Source organism: Citrobacter sp. Cpo109 (genome assembly GCF_030332565.1).
GTDB classification, from domain to species: Bacteria; Pseudomonadota; Gammaproteobacteria; order Enterobacterales; family Enterobacteriaceae; genus Citrobacter; species Citrobacter portucalensis.
On record NZ_JAOWHQ010000042.1, the window covers coordinates 192,399 to 205,414 of the forward strand.

Genomic DNA, 13,016 nt, shown 5'->3' on the forward strand with positions numbered 1-13,016 from the left:
CCGCTTCGGCGGGTTTTTTAATGCCCGGAGTTTATATGGCGTGGAAAGACAGACTTCAGGATGCGTCATTCCGTGGCGTACCATTTAAGTTCGAAGGTGAAGGGGCGGCGGTTGGCCGTCGAGTTGAAGCACACGAATACCCCAACCGCGATAAACCCTACACCGAAGATCTCGGTAAGGTCACCTTCCGGCCAAATATCACCGCCTATGTCGTCGGCGACGATTGTTTCGAACAGCGTGACAGACTAATTGAAGCACTGAATAAACCAGGACCTGGCACTCTGGTACATCCAACATATGGTGAGCTTAACGTCTGTGTTGATGGTGAGATCCGTGTTGGCACGACCAGTAGTGAAGGGCGGATGGTGCGCTTTGATCTGCAGTTCGTCGAAGCGGGTGAACTTGAATATCCAACGGCTGGCGCAGCAACAGCTAACACGCTGGTATCTTCCTGTTCAGCACTTGATGATTGTATCAGCGACAACTTTGAACAGTTCGGCATGGATGGTTTGCCTGACTTCGCTCAGGGAGATGTGCTTGAGCGTGCCACTGGCATCCTGGACTTTGTTTCTGATTCTATGGCGATGGTCGACAGCTATGTCGCAGACGCAGCGAGACTTATGCAGGGTGATATTTCTGTTCTTCTTCCTCCTCCGTCATCAGGAAAAGGATATGTCGAAGCTATTCAGAAAGTGTGGCGCACGGCGAACAGACTATCCGGAAATGCTTCTGACGTTATGAAAATGATTAAGGGGTTCGCCGGGATTTCGTTGGGATCAGATATGGCCCCGCGAGGTATATGGAAAACGGACAGCAAAAGCACACAGCTCAGTAAGGAACAGGGGAATTATGTTGCCAGTGCAGTACGCACAACAGCCATAAGCGAAGCGGTTTACGCTGTCACAACGTTACCCGCGCCAGTTATCACCACAAGCGAACAAAGCCAGCAGTCCACTGGCTGGCCTTCTGTTACTCATCCTGAGCTGAATAACGCACCAGATGAAACGGCGGCGGTTGATGTGCCGACGTGGGATGACCTCGTTGATATCCGCGACACGCTGAATACTGCTATTGATAAAGAACTATCCCGCACGACCGATGACCGTTTGTTTCTGGCTTTGCGCCGGGTGAAATCTGACCTTAACAACGACATAAAACACCGCCTGGTGCAGACCCAAAAGACCGTCATCAGAACGCCTGATGAGGTAACTCCGGCACTGGTTCTGGCAGCAACCTGGTTCGATAACGCTTCACGGGAGTCTGACATTGTCAGGCGCAATGCTGTGGCTCACCCCGGCTTTGTGCCGGTATCTCCGCTGAGGGTTCCTGTACGATGAGCGATAACGTAACTCTCCGTGTTAACGGTCGTGAGTGGGGGGGCTGGACGTCAATTCGTATCGGTTCCGGGATTGAGCGTCTGGCTCGAGATTTTAGTGTAGAGATCACCCGACAGTGGCCCGGTGGTGATGGTGTTGCGTCACTTCAGCCCAGGGTTAAAAACGGCGACAAAGTCGAGGTTCTAATCGGTGATGATCTGGTGGTCACTGGCTGGATTGAAGCAACGCCGGTTCGCTACGATGCTCGTTCAATTAGTGTCGGAATTAGCGGGCGCAGCCTGACTGCTGATCTGATTGATTGCGCTGCTGAGCCGACACAATTCAATGGGCAATCACTCGTTCAGGTGGCCTCAGCGCTTGCCAGACCTTTCGGTATAGCGGTTGTAAACGCTGGTGCACCGGGTGGCGCTATTCCCGGTGTACAACCCGATCACGGTGAAACGGTTATTGAAGTCCTGAACAAGATGCTTGGACAGCAGCAGGCGCTTGCCTACGACGATCCGCGCGGAAGGTTGGTTATCGGCGGCATTGGTAGCACGCGTGCTCATACAGCTCTGGTGCTGGGGAAAAACATTATTTCCTGCGACACCGAGAAAAGCATCCGTGAACGTTTTTCAACGTACCAGGTATCGGGGCAGCGCGCAGGAAATGATGATGATTTTGGTGCTGCTACCACAACGGCTCTTCGTGCAAAAACAACAGATGCCTCAATTGGCCGCTATCGTCCCATGGCAGTACAGCAGACGGGGCAGTCCACTGGAGCCAGTTGCATTGCGCGTGCTGAATTCGAGGCGCGCCAGCGAGCTGCACGTACCGATGAAACCACGTACACGGTGTGGGGTTGGCGACAGGGGGATGGTTCTCTTTGGCAGCCAAACCAGCGGGTTATTGTTTTCGATCCGGTCTGCGGATTCAACAACCGCGAACTCCTCATCTCTGAAGTCTCATTCACTAAAGACAATAACGGCACCCTGACAGAGTTACGAGTCGGGCCGCCGGATGCCTATCTTCCTGAGCCCGAAGAGAGCAGTCAGAAGCGTGCTAAAAAACGCAAAGTTAAAGAGGACCCGTTCTAATGGGAGTAATGCAAAGCCTTCAGAGACAGGTTCTGGGACTCATTGGCCGCGCTGTGGTGAAGAGTATCAACGCGGCTTCTAAGTGCCAGATGATAGATGTTGAGTTACTGGCTGGGCAGCAAAAGGCGGACATTGAGCACCTTGAACCCTATGGCTTCACTTCTTGTGCAATAGCGGGTGCTGAGGCTGTTGTTCTTTTTCCTGATGGCGACCGTTCTCACGCCGTTGCGATCAACGTGTCTGATCGTCGCTATCGCATGAAGGGACTCAAAACGGGGGAGGTCGCTCTCTACGATGACCAGGGACAGTCAGTCACGCTGACGCGCTCCGGGATTGTTGTTGATGGTGGTGGCAAGGTGATTACGTTTAAAAACGCGCCTAAAGCCCGCTTTGAAATGGATATTGAGTCAACGGGCCAGATCAAAGACCTCTGTGATACTTCTGGCCAGACAATATCGGCGATGCGTGTTGCTTATAACGGGCATAAACACAGAGAAAACGGGCAGGGCAATAACACGGATAAACCTGATAAACAAATGGGGGGTGATGGAACTTTGGCTTACGGTAAATGGGAAACGGGTAAGCGCCGGTTCTCAACTTGATCCGCTCACCCGCGCTGTAGTGATTTCTTTATTCACCCACCGCCGCGCCGATCCTGATGATAACGCTGATGTTCCGATGGGGTGGTGGGGCGATACCTGGCCGGTTGTCGCGAACGACCGTTATGGTTCGAAATTGTGGCTACTCCAGCGGAGCAAGCTCACGAACGCCCTGGTGAATACCGTACGCAACTATCTGCGTGAAGCTCTTCAATGGATGTTGGATGACGGTGTGGTATCTCGTATCGACATTGATATCCAGCGAACCGGTATTAATGAACTGGGGAATAAGATTGTTCTCTGGCGACGGGATGGTCCGGTAACGATTTCTTTTAATGATCTGTGGAGTGTAATCACCAATGGCGGACAGTGAATTTCAGCGGCCAACATTGGCCGAAAACATCAGCATGATCCGCACAGACCTTTTTGCACGCCTTGACATCAATGATGAGCTTCGCCGCATGGATGAAGATGTCAGGGCCAAGGTTTATGCCGGGGCGCTGCATACGGTTTATGGCTATATCGATTATCTGGCGATGAATATGCTGCCTGACCTGTGCGATGAGTCATGGCTTTATCGGCATGCTGCTATGAAGCGATGCCCGAGAAAAGATGCCGTAGCCGCATCAGGTTTTATGCGCTGGGATGGCGTAACGAACGGGCTGAAGGTGAGCGCCGGCTCGGTAATTCAGCGTGACGATCTCGTCCAGTACATCGTTCAGGCAGACGCAACAAGTGCCGGTGGCGTGCTTCGTGTACCCGTTGTCTGCAGCATGACAGGTATGACCGGAAACATGGATGATGGTGAGGCGCTCTCACTGGTTACGCCGGTTAACGGACTTCCTTCCGGCGGCATGGCCGATACGGTCACTGGCGGTTTTGATATTGAAGACCTTGATGTCTGGCGTGCCCGTGTCCTGGAACGCTACTACTGGACCCCGCAAGGCGGCGCTGACGGAGATTATGTTGTCTGGGCAAAAGAAGTGCCCGGCGTAACACGCGCGTGGACTTACCGGCACTGGATGGGGACGGGAACGGTCGGCGTTATGATTGCCAGTAGCGACCTGATTAACCCGATTCTTGATGATGCAACAGTTGCTGCGGCTCAGGCACATATTGAACCGTTGGCGCCCGTAGCGGGTTCAAACCTCTATGTATTTAAGGGGACGCCAAAAACGGTCAACTACACCATTGACCTGAACCCGGATACTCCTGAAATACGTGCCGCAGTTGAGGCCGAGCTTCGTTCATTCCTGCTGCGTGACGGCTATCCGGAAGGGACGCTTGAGCTGTCCCGTACAAGCGAGGCGATTTCTATAGCTGCCGGTGAGCACAGCCATAAGCTACTTTCTCCAACAGTTGATACGCCAGTTGCAAAAAATGAACTGGCTGTACTGGGGGTAATAACGTGGGCGTGAGTAATGACGATTATGTCCAGTTACTGAGTGCGCTGCTTCCACCAGGACCTGCATGGTCAGTTGACGATGTTGCAATAAGTGGCGTAGCTCCTTCTTTGTTCAGGGCGCATCAGCGTGTTGATGAACTCATGCTGGAGCTTGATCCGCGTACCACAGCAGAACTTATTGACCGATGGGAGCGGTGCTGCGGTCTGCCTGATGAATGCATTCCTCCAGGAACCCAGACGTTACGGCAGAGACAGCAGCGGCTGGATGCAAAAGTTAATCTTACTGGAGGAATCAACGAAGATTTCTACCTTCGCCAACTGGCTGCACTGGGAAAACCCGACGCCACTATCACGCGCTATAACAAGGGACCTTTCAATTGTACGTCGCCGTGTGTGGAGGCGACCTATTCAATTGAATGGCGTTATTACTGGCAGGTGAATATGCCTGCTTCAACAGATGCCACCTGGATGACCTGCTCGGACAATTGTGAAACACCGATTCGTTACTGGGGTGATACGGTAGCTGAATGCGTGATCAATAAACTCTGCCCGTCCCATACCTACGTAATCTTCAAATATCCGTAACCGGAGACATTATGCATCGTATTGACACACCTACTGCGCAGAAAGATAAATTCGGCGCGGGCAAGAACGGCTTTACCCGTGGAAACCCGCAAACAGGAACGCCTGCCACTGATTTGGATGACGACTATTTCGACATGTTGCAGGAAGAACTGGCGGGAGTGGTCGAAGCAAGCGGCGTTAACCTGGAAAAATCAAAACATAACCAGTTACTGACTGCCATGAAAGCACTGCTGCTAAGCCGCGCACATCCTTTTGCAGATATTAAAGCAGACGGAGCTGCAGCAATTGCAGAGGCTCTCTCAAACCTTGGATTGCCGACACTGGGAATCGCGGGGACTGGGGATATACTGACTGCACTTGACTGGCAGCAGTTTAATTTTGTCCCCGGAGCAAGATATTTCATAAAATCGTCTGACATGAGTAATGTACCGGCTCAGATTGTTATTACTCAGCCAACATTTAATGCTGTCATGGATGTTATTGGATATGACGGTATAACCCGACATGTGGACATCTGGTTCTCATCGACACCGGATGAGTATTTTAGTCGTTATCAGGTCATGATTGCAGGGCATCAGGGCTCAAGAACATTCTCTGTGCGCAGAATCTGGACCTCATCTGAGCCTGTCCCTTTATCTGGAGGTGGAACCGGGGCATCTACACCTGCTGGAGCTCGATCCAATTTAGAGCTTGGCGGTCTTTCCGTTGAAGACATCGCCCCAATAAATAAGGGAGGTACCGGGGCAGACAACGTCAGTTCCGCTCTTAATAATTTTGGTATTGGCCCAATAGCAAACGCCTCAGAAGTTACTGCGGGTACGTCGAAAAAGCTGATAGACGCCGCATTGCTGAAAGCATTTCTTCCGAAGCGGAGTTTTCAGGCTAATGATGTCATAAGAATACCAGACCAACCTGGTGGGCTGATGGTTCAGTTTGGGACGCTGACAGGTGTCAGTGGCTCAGATGTTATTTCTTCAACTCTCACTTTCCCTGAATTATTTCCCAACGCATGCCTTGCCGTCATCCCTGTTGCAGTTTCTTCGGATACGGGGGGAGGAATGGTCGGTGTTCAGGTAAAGACACCGACACGCTCAAATGCTGATATTTTTATTTACGAAAGAAACGGTGGAGCCATTGCTGCTCACAGCGTTCAATATATAGCTATCGGATGGTGATAATATGAACTTTTACTATACGGCCGAATTTAATTCATTTATCAGTGAAAAATATAAAACTGATGGTACATATACGGATAAGTCATGGCCCGCAGATGCTGTGCTCTGCACTGCTGAAGAAGTGAATATATATCGGGGAACAACGCCGCCAGCAGGTATGAAACTTGGTTCTGTTGCGGGTAGGCCTGCATGGGTTGACGTTCCTCCATTAACGCGGGCTGAGATGATCGCTATCGCTGAAAATGAGCGGCAGCGATTAATTGTTAATGCTGACGCTATTATGCTCGACTGGCGCACAGAACTAATGCTCGGTGAAATCAGCGACGCCAACAGAGCGAAGTTGTCGGCGTGGCTGGCCTATAAAAATAAAGTGAAATCCATCCCGGCGGAAGAGGCTATTACCGCTGAATTTAGTTGGCCAGACCAACCTGCATAGGAACGTTTACGAAAATGAATATCCGCCACAGCGTAATCAAACGTAACTGTGGCGGGCATTGAAAATCTTTACTCACTCACTAACCAGAATTCAGCCTCTTCAAACATTTCCTGAACCACACGGCTAATCTGCTCCTTCTCATGCTTGCTGGCGTCAGTATTGATCGCCGGCAACGTCATCATAGGTTTCACCCTCACATCAGCATCAGGGAAGATACGGTGAACCCTCCTGGTCAACTCGCCCAGAATGATATCTTTTGCACCGGGCAGACCATCAAAATTCCTTTTGTCATAAACGAGTTCCACGAACATTGCTCATTGCTCCTTTACTGTATGGGTATACAGTATTTATACTGTGTTTTTATCCAGCATTCAAGAGAGGGCGTAAACATGGGCTTTCCTTCACCATCTACCGACTATATAGAGCAGCGGGTTACGCCAGCCAGTGTCTGCATGACTCCCGACAGTCGCATCCTCGAGACGTCGGCGGGTTATGCGATCATCGTCCCGGTCACGCGCCCACAGCAGGGTGATGCGCTGTTGATTCTGTCCGGAGGTCGGACGCAGTTTGCGAAGCTTAGGGGGAAAGCGTTAATCACGGATGACGGCGAAGCGATCGAAGGTGATGCAGCTGAAGAGGCTGAGGTTATGAGGCGGGTGACGCACTTTATCAACAGCACTGATGCTGCGATATTTCTTGAGGCGGCATTGGCGCAGTTTTGAGACATATGTACGATAGAAAAATTCCGAAGATTGGCAATAGATCTCTTTATATTTGCATTCAAATTTTGTTTATTATGTATTTACATAACGTAAATTTATAAAATTTAATAAAAACAACTCAGATTGCTTATTTTTAAAGATGCATTTAATATATATGTTATAAATTGCAAAGCTCATTAAGGGATTCCCCAGTGAATATTGATAAAATGAAGATCCAGCATGCCGAGATTATCCATAAAATTAGCCGCCTCAGGGAGCTTAGCCGGGCGGGTGTGACGGCTCATGCGCAAGAAATCGCTCAAACCGTTATCAGTATGAGTTCTGTGATTAAAGTACACCTTTCTACCGAAGATCAGTTTTTATATCCTTATCTGGAAAAGGTGAACGATCAAAAGCTAAAAACAATGAGCGTAAATTTTCAGCGCGAGATGGCTGATATTGTTGCCGAGTATGAAAAGTTTTCCCGTCGCTGGAATACGGCAAATAAGCTTATCAATTGTGACGAGGCATTTCGCCGCGACGCGAATGTAGTGTTGCGCAAGGTGCATGAACGAATGCAGCGCGAGGATCATAATTTTTATCCGCTGGTAGAGCAGCTTTAAAAAAGGGCGGCAATGGTTCATCCAATACGGGAATTTGGTTTCCCGTATCCAGAAAGGTATGAAAAGGACTTGGTAAAAGCTGGCACTACTCCGAAACTAACCACATATCGGATTCTTCAAACATTTCCTCCAGCATGCGGTTCAGCTTCTCCCGATCGCTTTTGCTGGCATCGCTGTTTAAGCCGTTCGCCTGCATCGGCTTAACCTTCACTTCTGCATCCGGAAAGATCCGGTGCACTCGCTTTGTTAACTCATTCAGAATTATTTCTCTGGCACCTGTTAATCCTTCAACATTCCGTTTGTCGTACACCAACTCAACGAACATACCGCCTCCAAAGCAACAATGATTTTGCACGCAATTTATACTGTTTATTTATACAGCGTCAACGGTTGGGCACGTAGCTTTTTAAGGAAGGTTTTTGGGGCATGTATGGGGCATAAATGCCAGTTTTGGGGCATGGTTGGGACATTTTAACTCATATGAACTTAACCGAATTTCATATGGAGGCGTCTTATAATGCACTGATTAACCTAAAGAAAACACATGCTCTTGGGCGTTCTTTAGTGATTTTAAAAATTACCGCGTCACGCAGTTAAAGTGGCGGGCATATTCTTCAAGGCTGGTGATCCCCAGACGCACCCATTTTGGATGCGACCACTGGGGTAAACCGATATAGATCATAGCGCTTGCAGAATCTCCTCCACGCTGCGAACGCGCGCAATGCGCGGGAAAATGTGAGTCATGCTGCCCTGGTGTTGTTCAGCACTGGCGGCGCTACAGGCATCCTCTGCAATGATCAGACTGAAACCCAGCTCCCACGCATTTCTCGCCGTTGACTCCACGCCAATGTTAGTTGAGATGCCGCACAGGACGATGGTATCGATGCCCCGGCGACGCAGCTGCAATTCCAGATCGGTGCCATAGAAGGCTCCCCACTGGCGTTTAGTCACTTCGATATCGCTGGCGCATTTCCCCAAAGCAGCCGGGTAATGCCACCAGTTTTCGGGCAACGCTTTTGCCGGAGTATGAGTATCTACCGGTTGTTTCAGCGCTTCGGCGTAATCGTCAGACCAGCCAACGCGCACCATTACCACCGGGGAACCGTGGGCACGGAATTTTTCCGCCAACTGCGCGGCGCGGGTAACCACATCCTGTGCCGTATGAGGTCCGCCAGCGAAAGGCAGGATCCCTTCCTGTAAATCAATCACGACAAGGGCGGTTGTTTTAGCGTTCAATTCCAGCATGGTCACTCCAGTAATAAAAGAATTCCGTTACACCTTAATCGCGAATCAGTGTGAAAGGGGCGACAATTTTTGTTATTTTTTGTGAGATTACGCAATGCCCGTCCAGGAAACAGGCGTACAGTCAGTACCGGACTGAGAGTCTATCCCAGTAGGCTCTTATCGTGCGGCAGAATTTCCAGTATAATAGCCGCCTTTTTTCATTCAGTTGTGACATTCAGCTAAAGCTGCGACTTCGTCATCTGCGAGACAGGTGACAATCCGCCTGCGGCAAAGTTAAGGGATATCTCATGCGTACAGAATATTGCGGACAGCTACGTCTGTCCCACGAGGGGCAGCAGGTGACTCTGTGTGGTTGGGTCAACCGTCGTCGTGATCTTGGTAGCCTGATCTTTATCGATATGCGCGACCGCGAAGGTATCGTGCAGGTATTTTTCGATCCGGACCGTGCGGACGCGTTAAAGCTGGCCTCCGAACTGCGTAATGAGTTCTGCATCCAGGTTACGGGCACTGTGCGTGCGCGTGACGCGAAAAACGTCAACGCCGATATGGCGACGGGCGAAATTGAAGTACTGGCCTCCGATCTGACCATCATCAACCGTTCAGACTCGCTGCCGTTGGACTCTAACCACGTCAACACCGAAGAAGCGCGACTGAAGTATCGCTATTTAGATCTGCGTCGCCCTGAAATGGCGCAGCGCCTGAAAACGCGTGCTAAAATCACCAGCCTGGTGCGTCGTTTTATGGACGACCACGGCTTCCTCGACATCGAAACACCGATGCTGACCAAAGCAACGCCGGAAGGCGCGCGCGATTACCTGGTACCTTCTCGCGTACATAAAGGTAAATTCTACGCGCTGCCGCAATCACCTCAGTTGTTTAAACAGCTGCTGATGATGTCTGGCTTTGACCGCTACTATCAGATCGTAAAATGCTTCCGTGATGAAGACTTACGAGCTGACCGTCAGCCTGAATTTACCCAGATCGACGTTGAGACTTCCTTCATGACCGCACCGCAGGTGCGTGAAGTGATGGAAGCGCTGGTACGTAACCTGTGGCTGGAAGTTAAAGGCGTGGATCTGGGTGATTTCCCGATCATGACCTTTGCCGAAGCTGAGCGTCGCTACGGTTCCGATAAACCAGACCTGCGTAACCCGATGGAGCTGGTGGACGTTGCCGATCTGGTGAAAGACGTTGAGTTTGCAGTGTTCTCTGGTCCGGCAAACGATGCGAAAGGTCGCGTAGCTGCTCTGCGTGTACCGGGCGGTGCTGCACTGAGTCGTAAGCAGATCGACGATTACGGTAACTTTATCAAGATTTACGGCGCGAAAGGCCTGGCTTACATCAAAGTCACCGAACGTGCGAAAGGTCTGGAAGGTATTACCAGCCCAGTTGCTAAGTTCCTGAACGCAGAAATTGTGGAAGCGATTCTGGCACGTACCGGTGCACAGGACGGCGACATGATTTTCTTCGGTGCCGACAACAAGAAAGTAGTTGCCGACGCGATGGGCGCGCTGCGTCTGAAACTGGGTAAAGACCTGAACATCACCGACGAAGCCAAATGGGCGCCGCTGTGGGTTATCGACTTCCCAATGTTTGAAGACGATGGTGAAGGCGGCCTGACCGCAATGCACCACCCGTTCACCGCGCCGAAAGATATGACGGCTGCTGAGCTGAAAGCTGCGCCGGAAGACGCGGTTGCCAACGCGTACGATATGGTCATCAACGGCTACGAAGTAGGCGGCGGTTCCGTGCGTATTCACAACGGCGACATGCAGCAAACCGTATTCGGTATTCTGGGCATTAATGAGCAAGAACAGCGTGAGAAATTCGGCTTCCTGCTGGATGCGCTAAAATATGGTACACCGCCGCATGCGGGCCTGGCGTTTGGTCTGGACCGTCTGACTATGCTGTTGACCGGTACTGACAACATTCGTGACGTTATTGCTTTCCCGAAAACCACGGCTGCAGCGTGTCTGATGACTGAAGCGCCAAGCTTTGCCAACGCAGCTGCGCTGGCGGAACTGAGCATTCAGGTTGTTAAGAAGGCCGAGAATAACTGATATGACATATAAACAGCCTGTCTCGGTGTTAGTCGTGATTTATGCAAAGGACACCGGGAGAGTGCTGATGTTACAGCGACGCGACGATCCTGATTTCTGGCAGTCGGTCACCGGCAGCCTTGAAGAAGGTGAAACCGCGTCGCAAGCCGCTATGCGCGAAGTAAAGGAAGAGGTCGCCATTGATGTTGCATCTGAGCAACTGACCTTAATTGACTGTCAGCGCACGGTGGAGTTTGAGATTTTTAGCCATTTACGTCATCGCTATGCACCGGGAATTGAACGTAATACTGAATCCTGGTTTTGCCTGGCACTTCCCTCAGAACGAAAGATCGTGTTCACCGAACATCTGACCTATCGTTGGGTTAATGCGGTTGAAGCCGCCCAATTAACCAAGTCGTGGAGTAACCGGCAGGCGATTGAAGAGTTTGTAATTAACGTCGCCTGAAAAGGCGCGCTTTTTGGAGATATTATTTATGGCAGGTCATAGTAAATGGGCCAACACCAGACACCGTAAAGCAGCGCAGGATGCTAAACGCGGTAAAATTTTCACCAAAATAATTCGTGAGCTGGTGACGGCGGCTAAACTGGGCGGCGGCGATCCGGATGCTAACCCGCGTCTGCGTGCAGCGGTTGATAAAGCGCTGGCTAACAACATGACCCGTGACACCCTGAACCGTGCAATCGCGCGCGGTGTGGGTGGTGATGAAGATTCCAACATGGAAACCATCATCTATGAAGGTTACGGTCCTGGCGGTACAGCCGTTATGATTGAATGTCTGTCTGACAACCGTAACCGTACCGTTGCGGAAGTGCGTCACGCGTTCACGAAAACGGGTGGTAACCTCGGTACCGACGGTTCCGTGGCTTATCTGTTCAGCAAAAAAGGCGTAATCTCCTTTGAACAGGGCGACGAAGACGCCATCATGGAAGCGGCGCTGGAAGCAGGTGCTGAAGACGTTGTGACCTTCGACGACGGCGCAATTGACGTTTACACCGCGTGGGAAGAGATGGGCAAAGTACGTGACGCGCTGGAAGCGGCTGGTCTGAAAGCGGACGCAGCTGAAGTGTCTATGATCCCATCCACCAAAGCGGATATGGATGCAGAAACAGCGCCGAAGCTGATGCGTCTGATCGATATGCTAGAAGACTGCGACGACGTGCAGGAAGTTTACCACAACGGTGAAATCTCCGATGAGGTTGCTGCCACCTTAGAATGATGTGGTTAAGCCATAAAATAACAGGAGATGCGTGATGTCTATTATTCTCGGCATTGACCCGGGGTCGCGCATCACCGGTTATGGTGTTATTCGTCAGGTCGGCAGGCAGCTGACCTACCTCGGCAGCGGCTGCATTCGCACCAAAGTCGACGATCTACCGTCACGTCTGAAGTTGATTTACGCGGGCGTGACGGAAATCATCACCCAGTTTCAGCCGGACTATTTTGCCATTGAGCAGGTTTTTATGGCGAAGAACGCCGACTCGGCGCTAAAGCTGGGACAGGCTCGCGGCGTGGCAATCGTTGCGGCGACCAATCAGGATCTACCGGTCTTTGAATACGCGGCCCGCCAGGTAAAACAGACCGTGGTGGGGATCGGTAGCGCGGAAAAAAGCCAGGTCCAGCATATGGTACGCACGCTGCTAAAACTCCCGGCGAATCCGCAAGCGGATGCTGCGGATGCACTGGCGATTGCCATTACCCACTGCCATGTCAGTCAGAACGCCATGCAAATGAGCGAGTCGAGGCTGAATTTGGCGCGAGGTCGATTACGTTAGT

General features: G+C 51.1%; 17 protein-coding genes and 2 pseudogenes. 15 read left to right on the forward strand and 4 right to left on the reverse strand.

The annotated features are described in order from the left end of the window. The first annotated feature begins 35 nt into the window (after positions 1-35). The 9 genes and pseudogenes from OGY71_RS02420 to OGY71_RS02455 all read left to right on the forward strand — a co-directional run bounded on the left by OGY71_RS02420 (position 36) and on the right by OGY71_RS02455 (position 6,613). Positions 36-1,337, forward strand: coding sequence for a DNA circularization protein (locus OGY71_RS02420; RefSeq protein ID WP_286612775.1), 1,302 nt, complete (start codon positions 36-38; stop codon positions 1,335-1,337). Continuing rightward, positions 1,334-2,413 (forward strand): phage baseplate assembly protein, encoded by a 1,080-nt coding sequence (locus tag OGY71_RS02425; RefSeq protein ID WP_286612778.1) that lies wholly within the window; start codon positions 1,334-1,336, stop codon positions 2,411-2,413. Before OGY71_RS02420 ends, OGY71_RS02425 begins: the two co-directional genes overlap by 4 nt. Continuing rightward, positions 2,413-3,015, forward strand: coding sequence for a phage baseplate assembly protein V (locus OGY71_RS02430; RefSeq protein WP_286612780.1), 603 nt, complete (start codon positions 2,413-2,415; stop codon positions 3,013-3,015). The genes OGY71_RS02425 and OGY71_RS02430 overlap by 1 nt, the downstream gene beginning before the upstream one ends. Beyond that, positions 2,960-3,385, forward strand: coding sequence for a phage GP46 family protein (locus tag OGY71_RS02435; RefSeq protein ID WP_049015482.1), 426 nt, complete (start codon positions 2,960-2,962; stop codon positions 3,383-3,385). Before OGY71_RS02430 ends, OGY71_RS02435 begins: the two co-directional genes overlap by 56 nt. Then, on the forward strand, positions 3,372-4,430 hold the full coding sequence (locus OGY71_RS02440; RefSeq protein WP_234662048.1) for a baseplate J/gp47 family protein: 1,059 nt from the start codon (positions 3,372-3,374) through the stop codon (positions 4,428-4,430). Before OGY71_RS02435 ends, OGY71_RS02440 begins: the two co-directional genes overlap by 14 nt. After that, positions 4,421-5,002, forward strand: coding sequence for a YmfQ family protein (locus tag OGY71_RS02445; RefSeq protein WP_270422746.1), 582 nt, complete (start codon positions 4,421-4,423; stop codon positions 5,000-5,002). Before OGY71_RS02440 ends, OGY71_RS02445 begins: the two co-directional genes overlap by 10 nt. A gap of 11 nt (positions 5,003-5,013) precedes the next feature. Further along, positions 5,014-5,320, forward strand: a pseudogene (locus OGY71_RS02450) (gp53-like domain-containing protein); the annotation flags it as partial. Between the two features lie 605 nt (positions 5,321-5,925). After that, positions 5,926-6,177: a gp53-like domain-containing protein gene (locus tag OGY71_RS23255; protein WP_479915586.1), complete on the forward strand. Its 252-nt coding sequence runs from the start codon at positions 5,926-5,928 to the stop codon at positions 6,175-6,177. 4 nt (positions 6,178-6,181) lie between these two features. Then, on the forward strand, positions 6,182-6,613 hold the full coding sequence (locus tag OGY71_RS02455) for a tail fiber assembly protein (RefSeq protein WP_257680066.1): 432 nt from the start codon (positions 6,182-6,184) through the stop codon (positions 6,611-6,613). A gap of 68 nt (positions 6,614-6,681) precedes the next feature. Here the strand turns inward: OGY71_RS02455 and OGY71_RS02460 are convergent, their stop codons facing one another. Continuing rightward, the gene (locus OGY71_RS02460) at positions 6,682-6,924 is read right to left on the reverse strand and encodes a DinI-like family protein (protein WP_200015075.1); all 243 of its coding nucleotides are present in this window, start codon (positions 6,922-6,924) and stop codon (positions 6,682-6,684) included. A 78-nt stretch (positions 6,925-7,002) separates the two neighbouring features. On the opposite strand from OGY71_RS02460, the gene OGY71_RS02465 reads away from it, so the two are divergent. Beyond that, entirely contained in the window at positions 7,003-7,335 is a 333-nt protein-coding gene (locus tag OGY71_RS02465; protein WP_286612784.1) for a hypothetical protein, read from the forward strand. A 191-nt stretch (positions 7,336-7,526) separates the two neighbouring features. After that, positions 7,527-7,937, forward strand: a complete 411-nt coding sequence (locus tag OGY71_RS02470) for a hemerythrin domain-containing protein (protein ID WP_001017846.1) — start codon at positions 7,527-7,529, stop codon at positions 7,935-7,937. Positions 7,938-8,022: 85 nt separating this feature from the next. Here OGY71_RS02470 and OGY71_RS02475 read toward each other — a convergent pair whose 3' ends face one another. The 3 genes and pseudogenes from OGY71_RS02475 to OGY71_RS02485 all read right to left on the reverse strand — a co-directional run bounded on the left by OGY71_RS02475 (position 8,023) and on the right by OGY71_RS02485 (position 9,182). Beyond that, positions 8,023-8,262 carry a DinI family protein gene (locus OGY71_RS02475; protein ID WP_000497460.1) on the reverse strand — a complete coding sequence of 80 codons (240 nt, stop codon included), beginning with the start codon at positions 8,260-8,262 and terminating at the stop codon, positions 8,023-8,025. Between the two features lie 261 nt (positions 8,263-8,523). Continuing rightward, positions 8,524-8,619: pseudogene (locus tag OGY71_RS02480) on the reverse strand (hypothetical protein); the annotation flags it as partial. Further along, positions 8,616-9,182: a hydrolase gene (locus OGY71_RS02485; protein WP_003833842.1), complete on the reverse strand. Its 567-nt coding sequence runs from the start codon at positions 9,180-9,182 to the stop codon at positions 8,616-8,618. The gene OGY71_RS02485 and the pseudogene OGY71_RS02480, both read right to left, overlap by 4 nt. A gap of 287 nt (positions 9,183-9,469) precedes the next feature. On the opposite strand from OGY71_RS02485, the gene aspS reads away from it, so the two are divergent. From aspS to ruvC, 4 genes are read left to right on the forward strand one after another with little or no spacing between them, the layout of a single operon-like run. Continuing rightward, positions 9,470-11,242, forward strand: a complete 1,773-nt coding sequence (gene aspS / locus OGY71_RS02490; protein ID WP_003833841.1) for an aspartate--tRNA ligase — start codon at positions 9,470-9,472, stop codon at positions 11,240-11,242. A 1-nt stretch (position 11,243) separates the two neighbouring features. Next, entirely contained in the window at positions 11,244-11,687 is a 444-nt protein-coding gene (nudB, locus tag OGY71_RS02495) for a dihydroneopterin triphosphate diphosphatase (protein ID WP_003833839.1), read from the forward strand. A gap of 28 nt (positions 11,688-11,715) precedes the next feature. Continuing rightward, positions 11,716-12,459, forward strand: coding sequence for a YebC/PmpR family DNA-binding transcriptional regulator (locus OGY71_RS02500; protein ID WP_003833836.1), 744 nt, complete (start codon positions 11,716-11,718; stop codon positions 12,457-12,459). A gap of 34 nt (positions 12,460-12,493) precedes the next feature. Then, entirely contained in the window at positions 12,494-13,015 is a 522-nt protein-coding gene (ruvC, locus tag OGY71_RS02505; protein ID WP_003034867.1) for a crossover junction endodeoxyribonuclease RuvC, read from the forward strand. Position 13,016 lies beyond the last annotated feature (1 nt).

Coding starts and splice junctions, on each gene's coding strand:
- OGY71_RS02420 (WP_286612775.1), top strand. CDS start 36: ATGGCGTGGAAAGACAGACTTCAGGATGCGTCATTCCGTGGCGTACCA.
- OGY71_RS02425 (WP_286612778.1), top strand. CDS start 1,334: ATGAGCGATAACGTAACTCTCCGTGTTAACGGTCGTGAGTGGGGGGGC.
- OGY71_RS02430 (WP_286612780.1), top strand. CDS start 2,413: ATGGGAGTAATGCAAAGCCTTCAGAGACAGGTTCTGGGACTCATTGGC.
- OGY71_RS02435 (WP_049015482.1), top strand. CDS start 2,960: ATGGAACTTTGGCTTACGGTAAATGGGAAACGGGTAAGCGCCGGTTCT.
- OGY71_RS02440 (WP_234662048.1), top strand. CDS start 3,372: ATGGCGGACAGTGAATTTCAGCGGCCAACATTGGCCGAAAACATCAGC.
- OGY71_RS23255 (WP_479915586.1), top strand. CDS start 5,926: ATGGTTCAGTTTGGGACGCTGACAGGTGTCAGTGGCTCAGATGTTATT.
- OGY71_RS02455 (WP_257680066.1), top strand. CDS start 6,182: ATGAACTTTTACTATACGGCCGAATTTAATTCATTTATCAGTGAAAAA.
- OGY71_RS02460 (WP_200015075.1), bottom strand. CDS start 6,924: ATGTTCGTGGAACTCGTTTATGACAAAAGGAATTTTGATGGTCTGCCC.
- OGY71_RS02465 (WP_286612784.1), top strand. CDS start 7,003: ATGGGCTTTCCTTCACCATCTACCGACTATATAGAGCAGCGGGTTACG.
- OGY71_RS02475 (WP_000497460.1), bottom strand. CDS start 8,262: ATGTTCGTTGAGTTGGTGTACGACAAACGGAATGTTGAAGGATTAACA.
- OGY71_RS02485 (WP_003833842.1), bottom strand. CDS start 9,182: ATGCTGGAATTGAACGCTAAAACAACCGCCCTTGTCGTGATTGATTTA.
- aspS (WP_003833841.1), top strand. CDS start 9,470: ATGCGTACAGAATATTGCGGACAGCTACGTCTGTCCCACGAGGGGCAG.
- nudB (WP_003833839.1), top strand. CDS start 11,244: ATGACATATAAACAGCCTGTCTCGGTGTTAGTCGTGATTTATGCAAAG.
- OGY71_RS02500 (WP_003833836.1), top strand. CDS start 11,716: ATGGCAGGTCATAGTAAATGGGCCAACACCAGACACCGTAAAGCAGCG.
- ruvC (WP_003034867.1), top strand. CDS start 12,494: ATGTCTATTATTCTCGGCATTGACCCGGGGTCGCGCATCACCGGTTAT.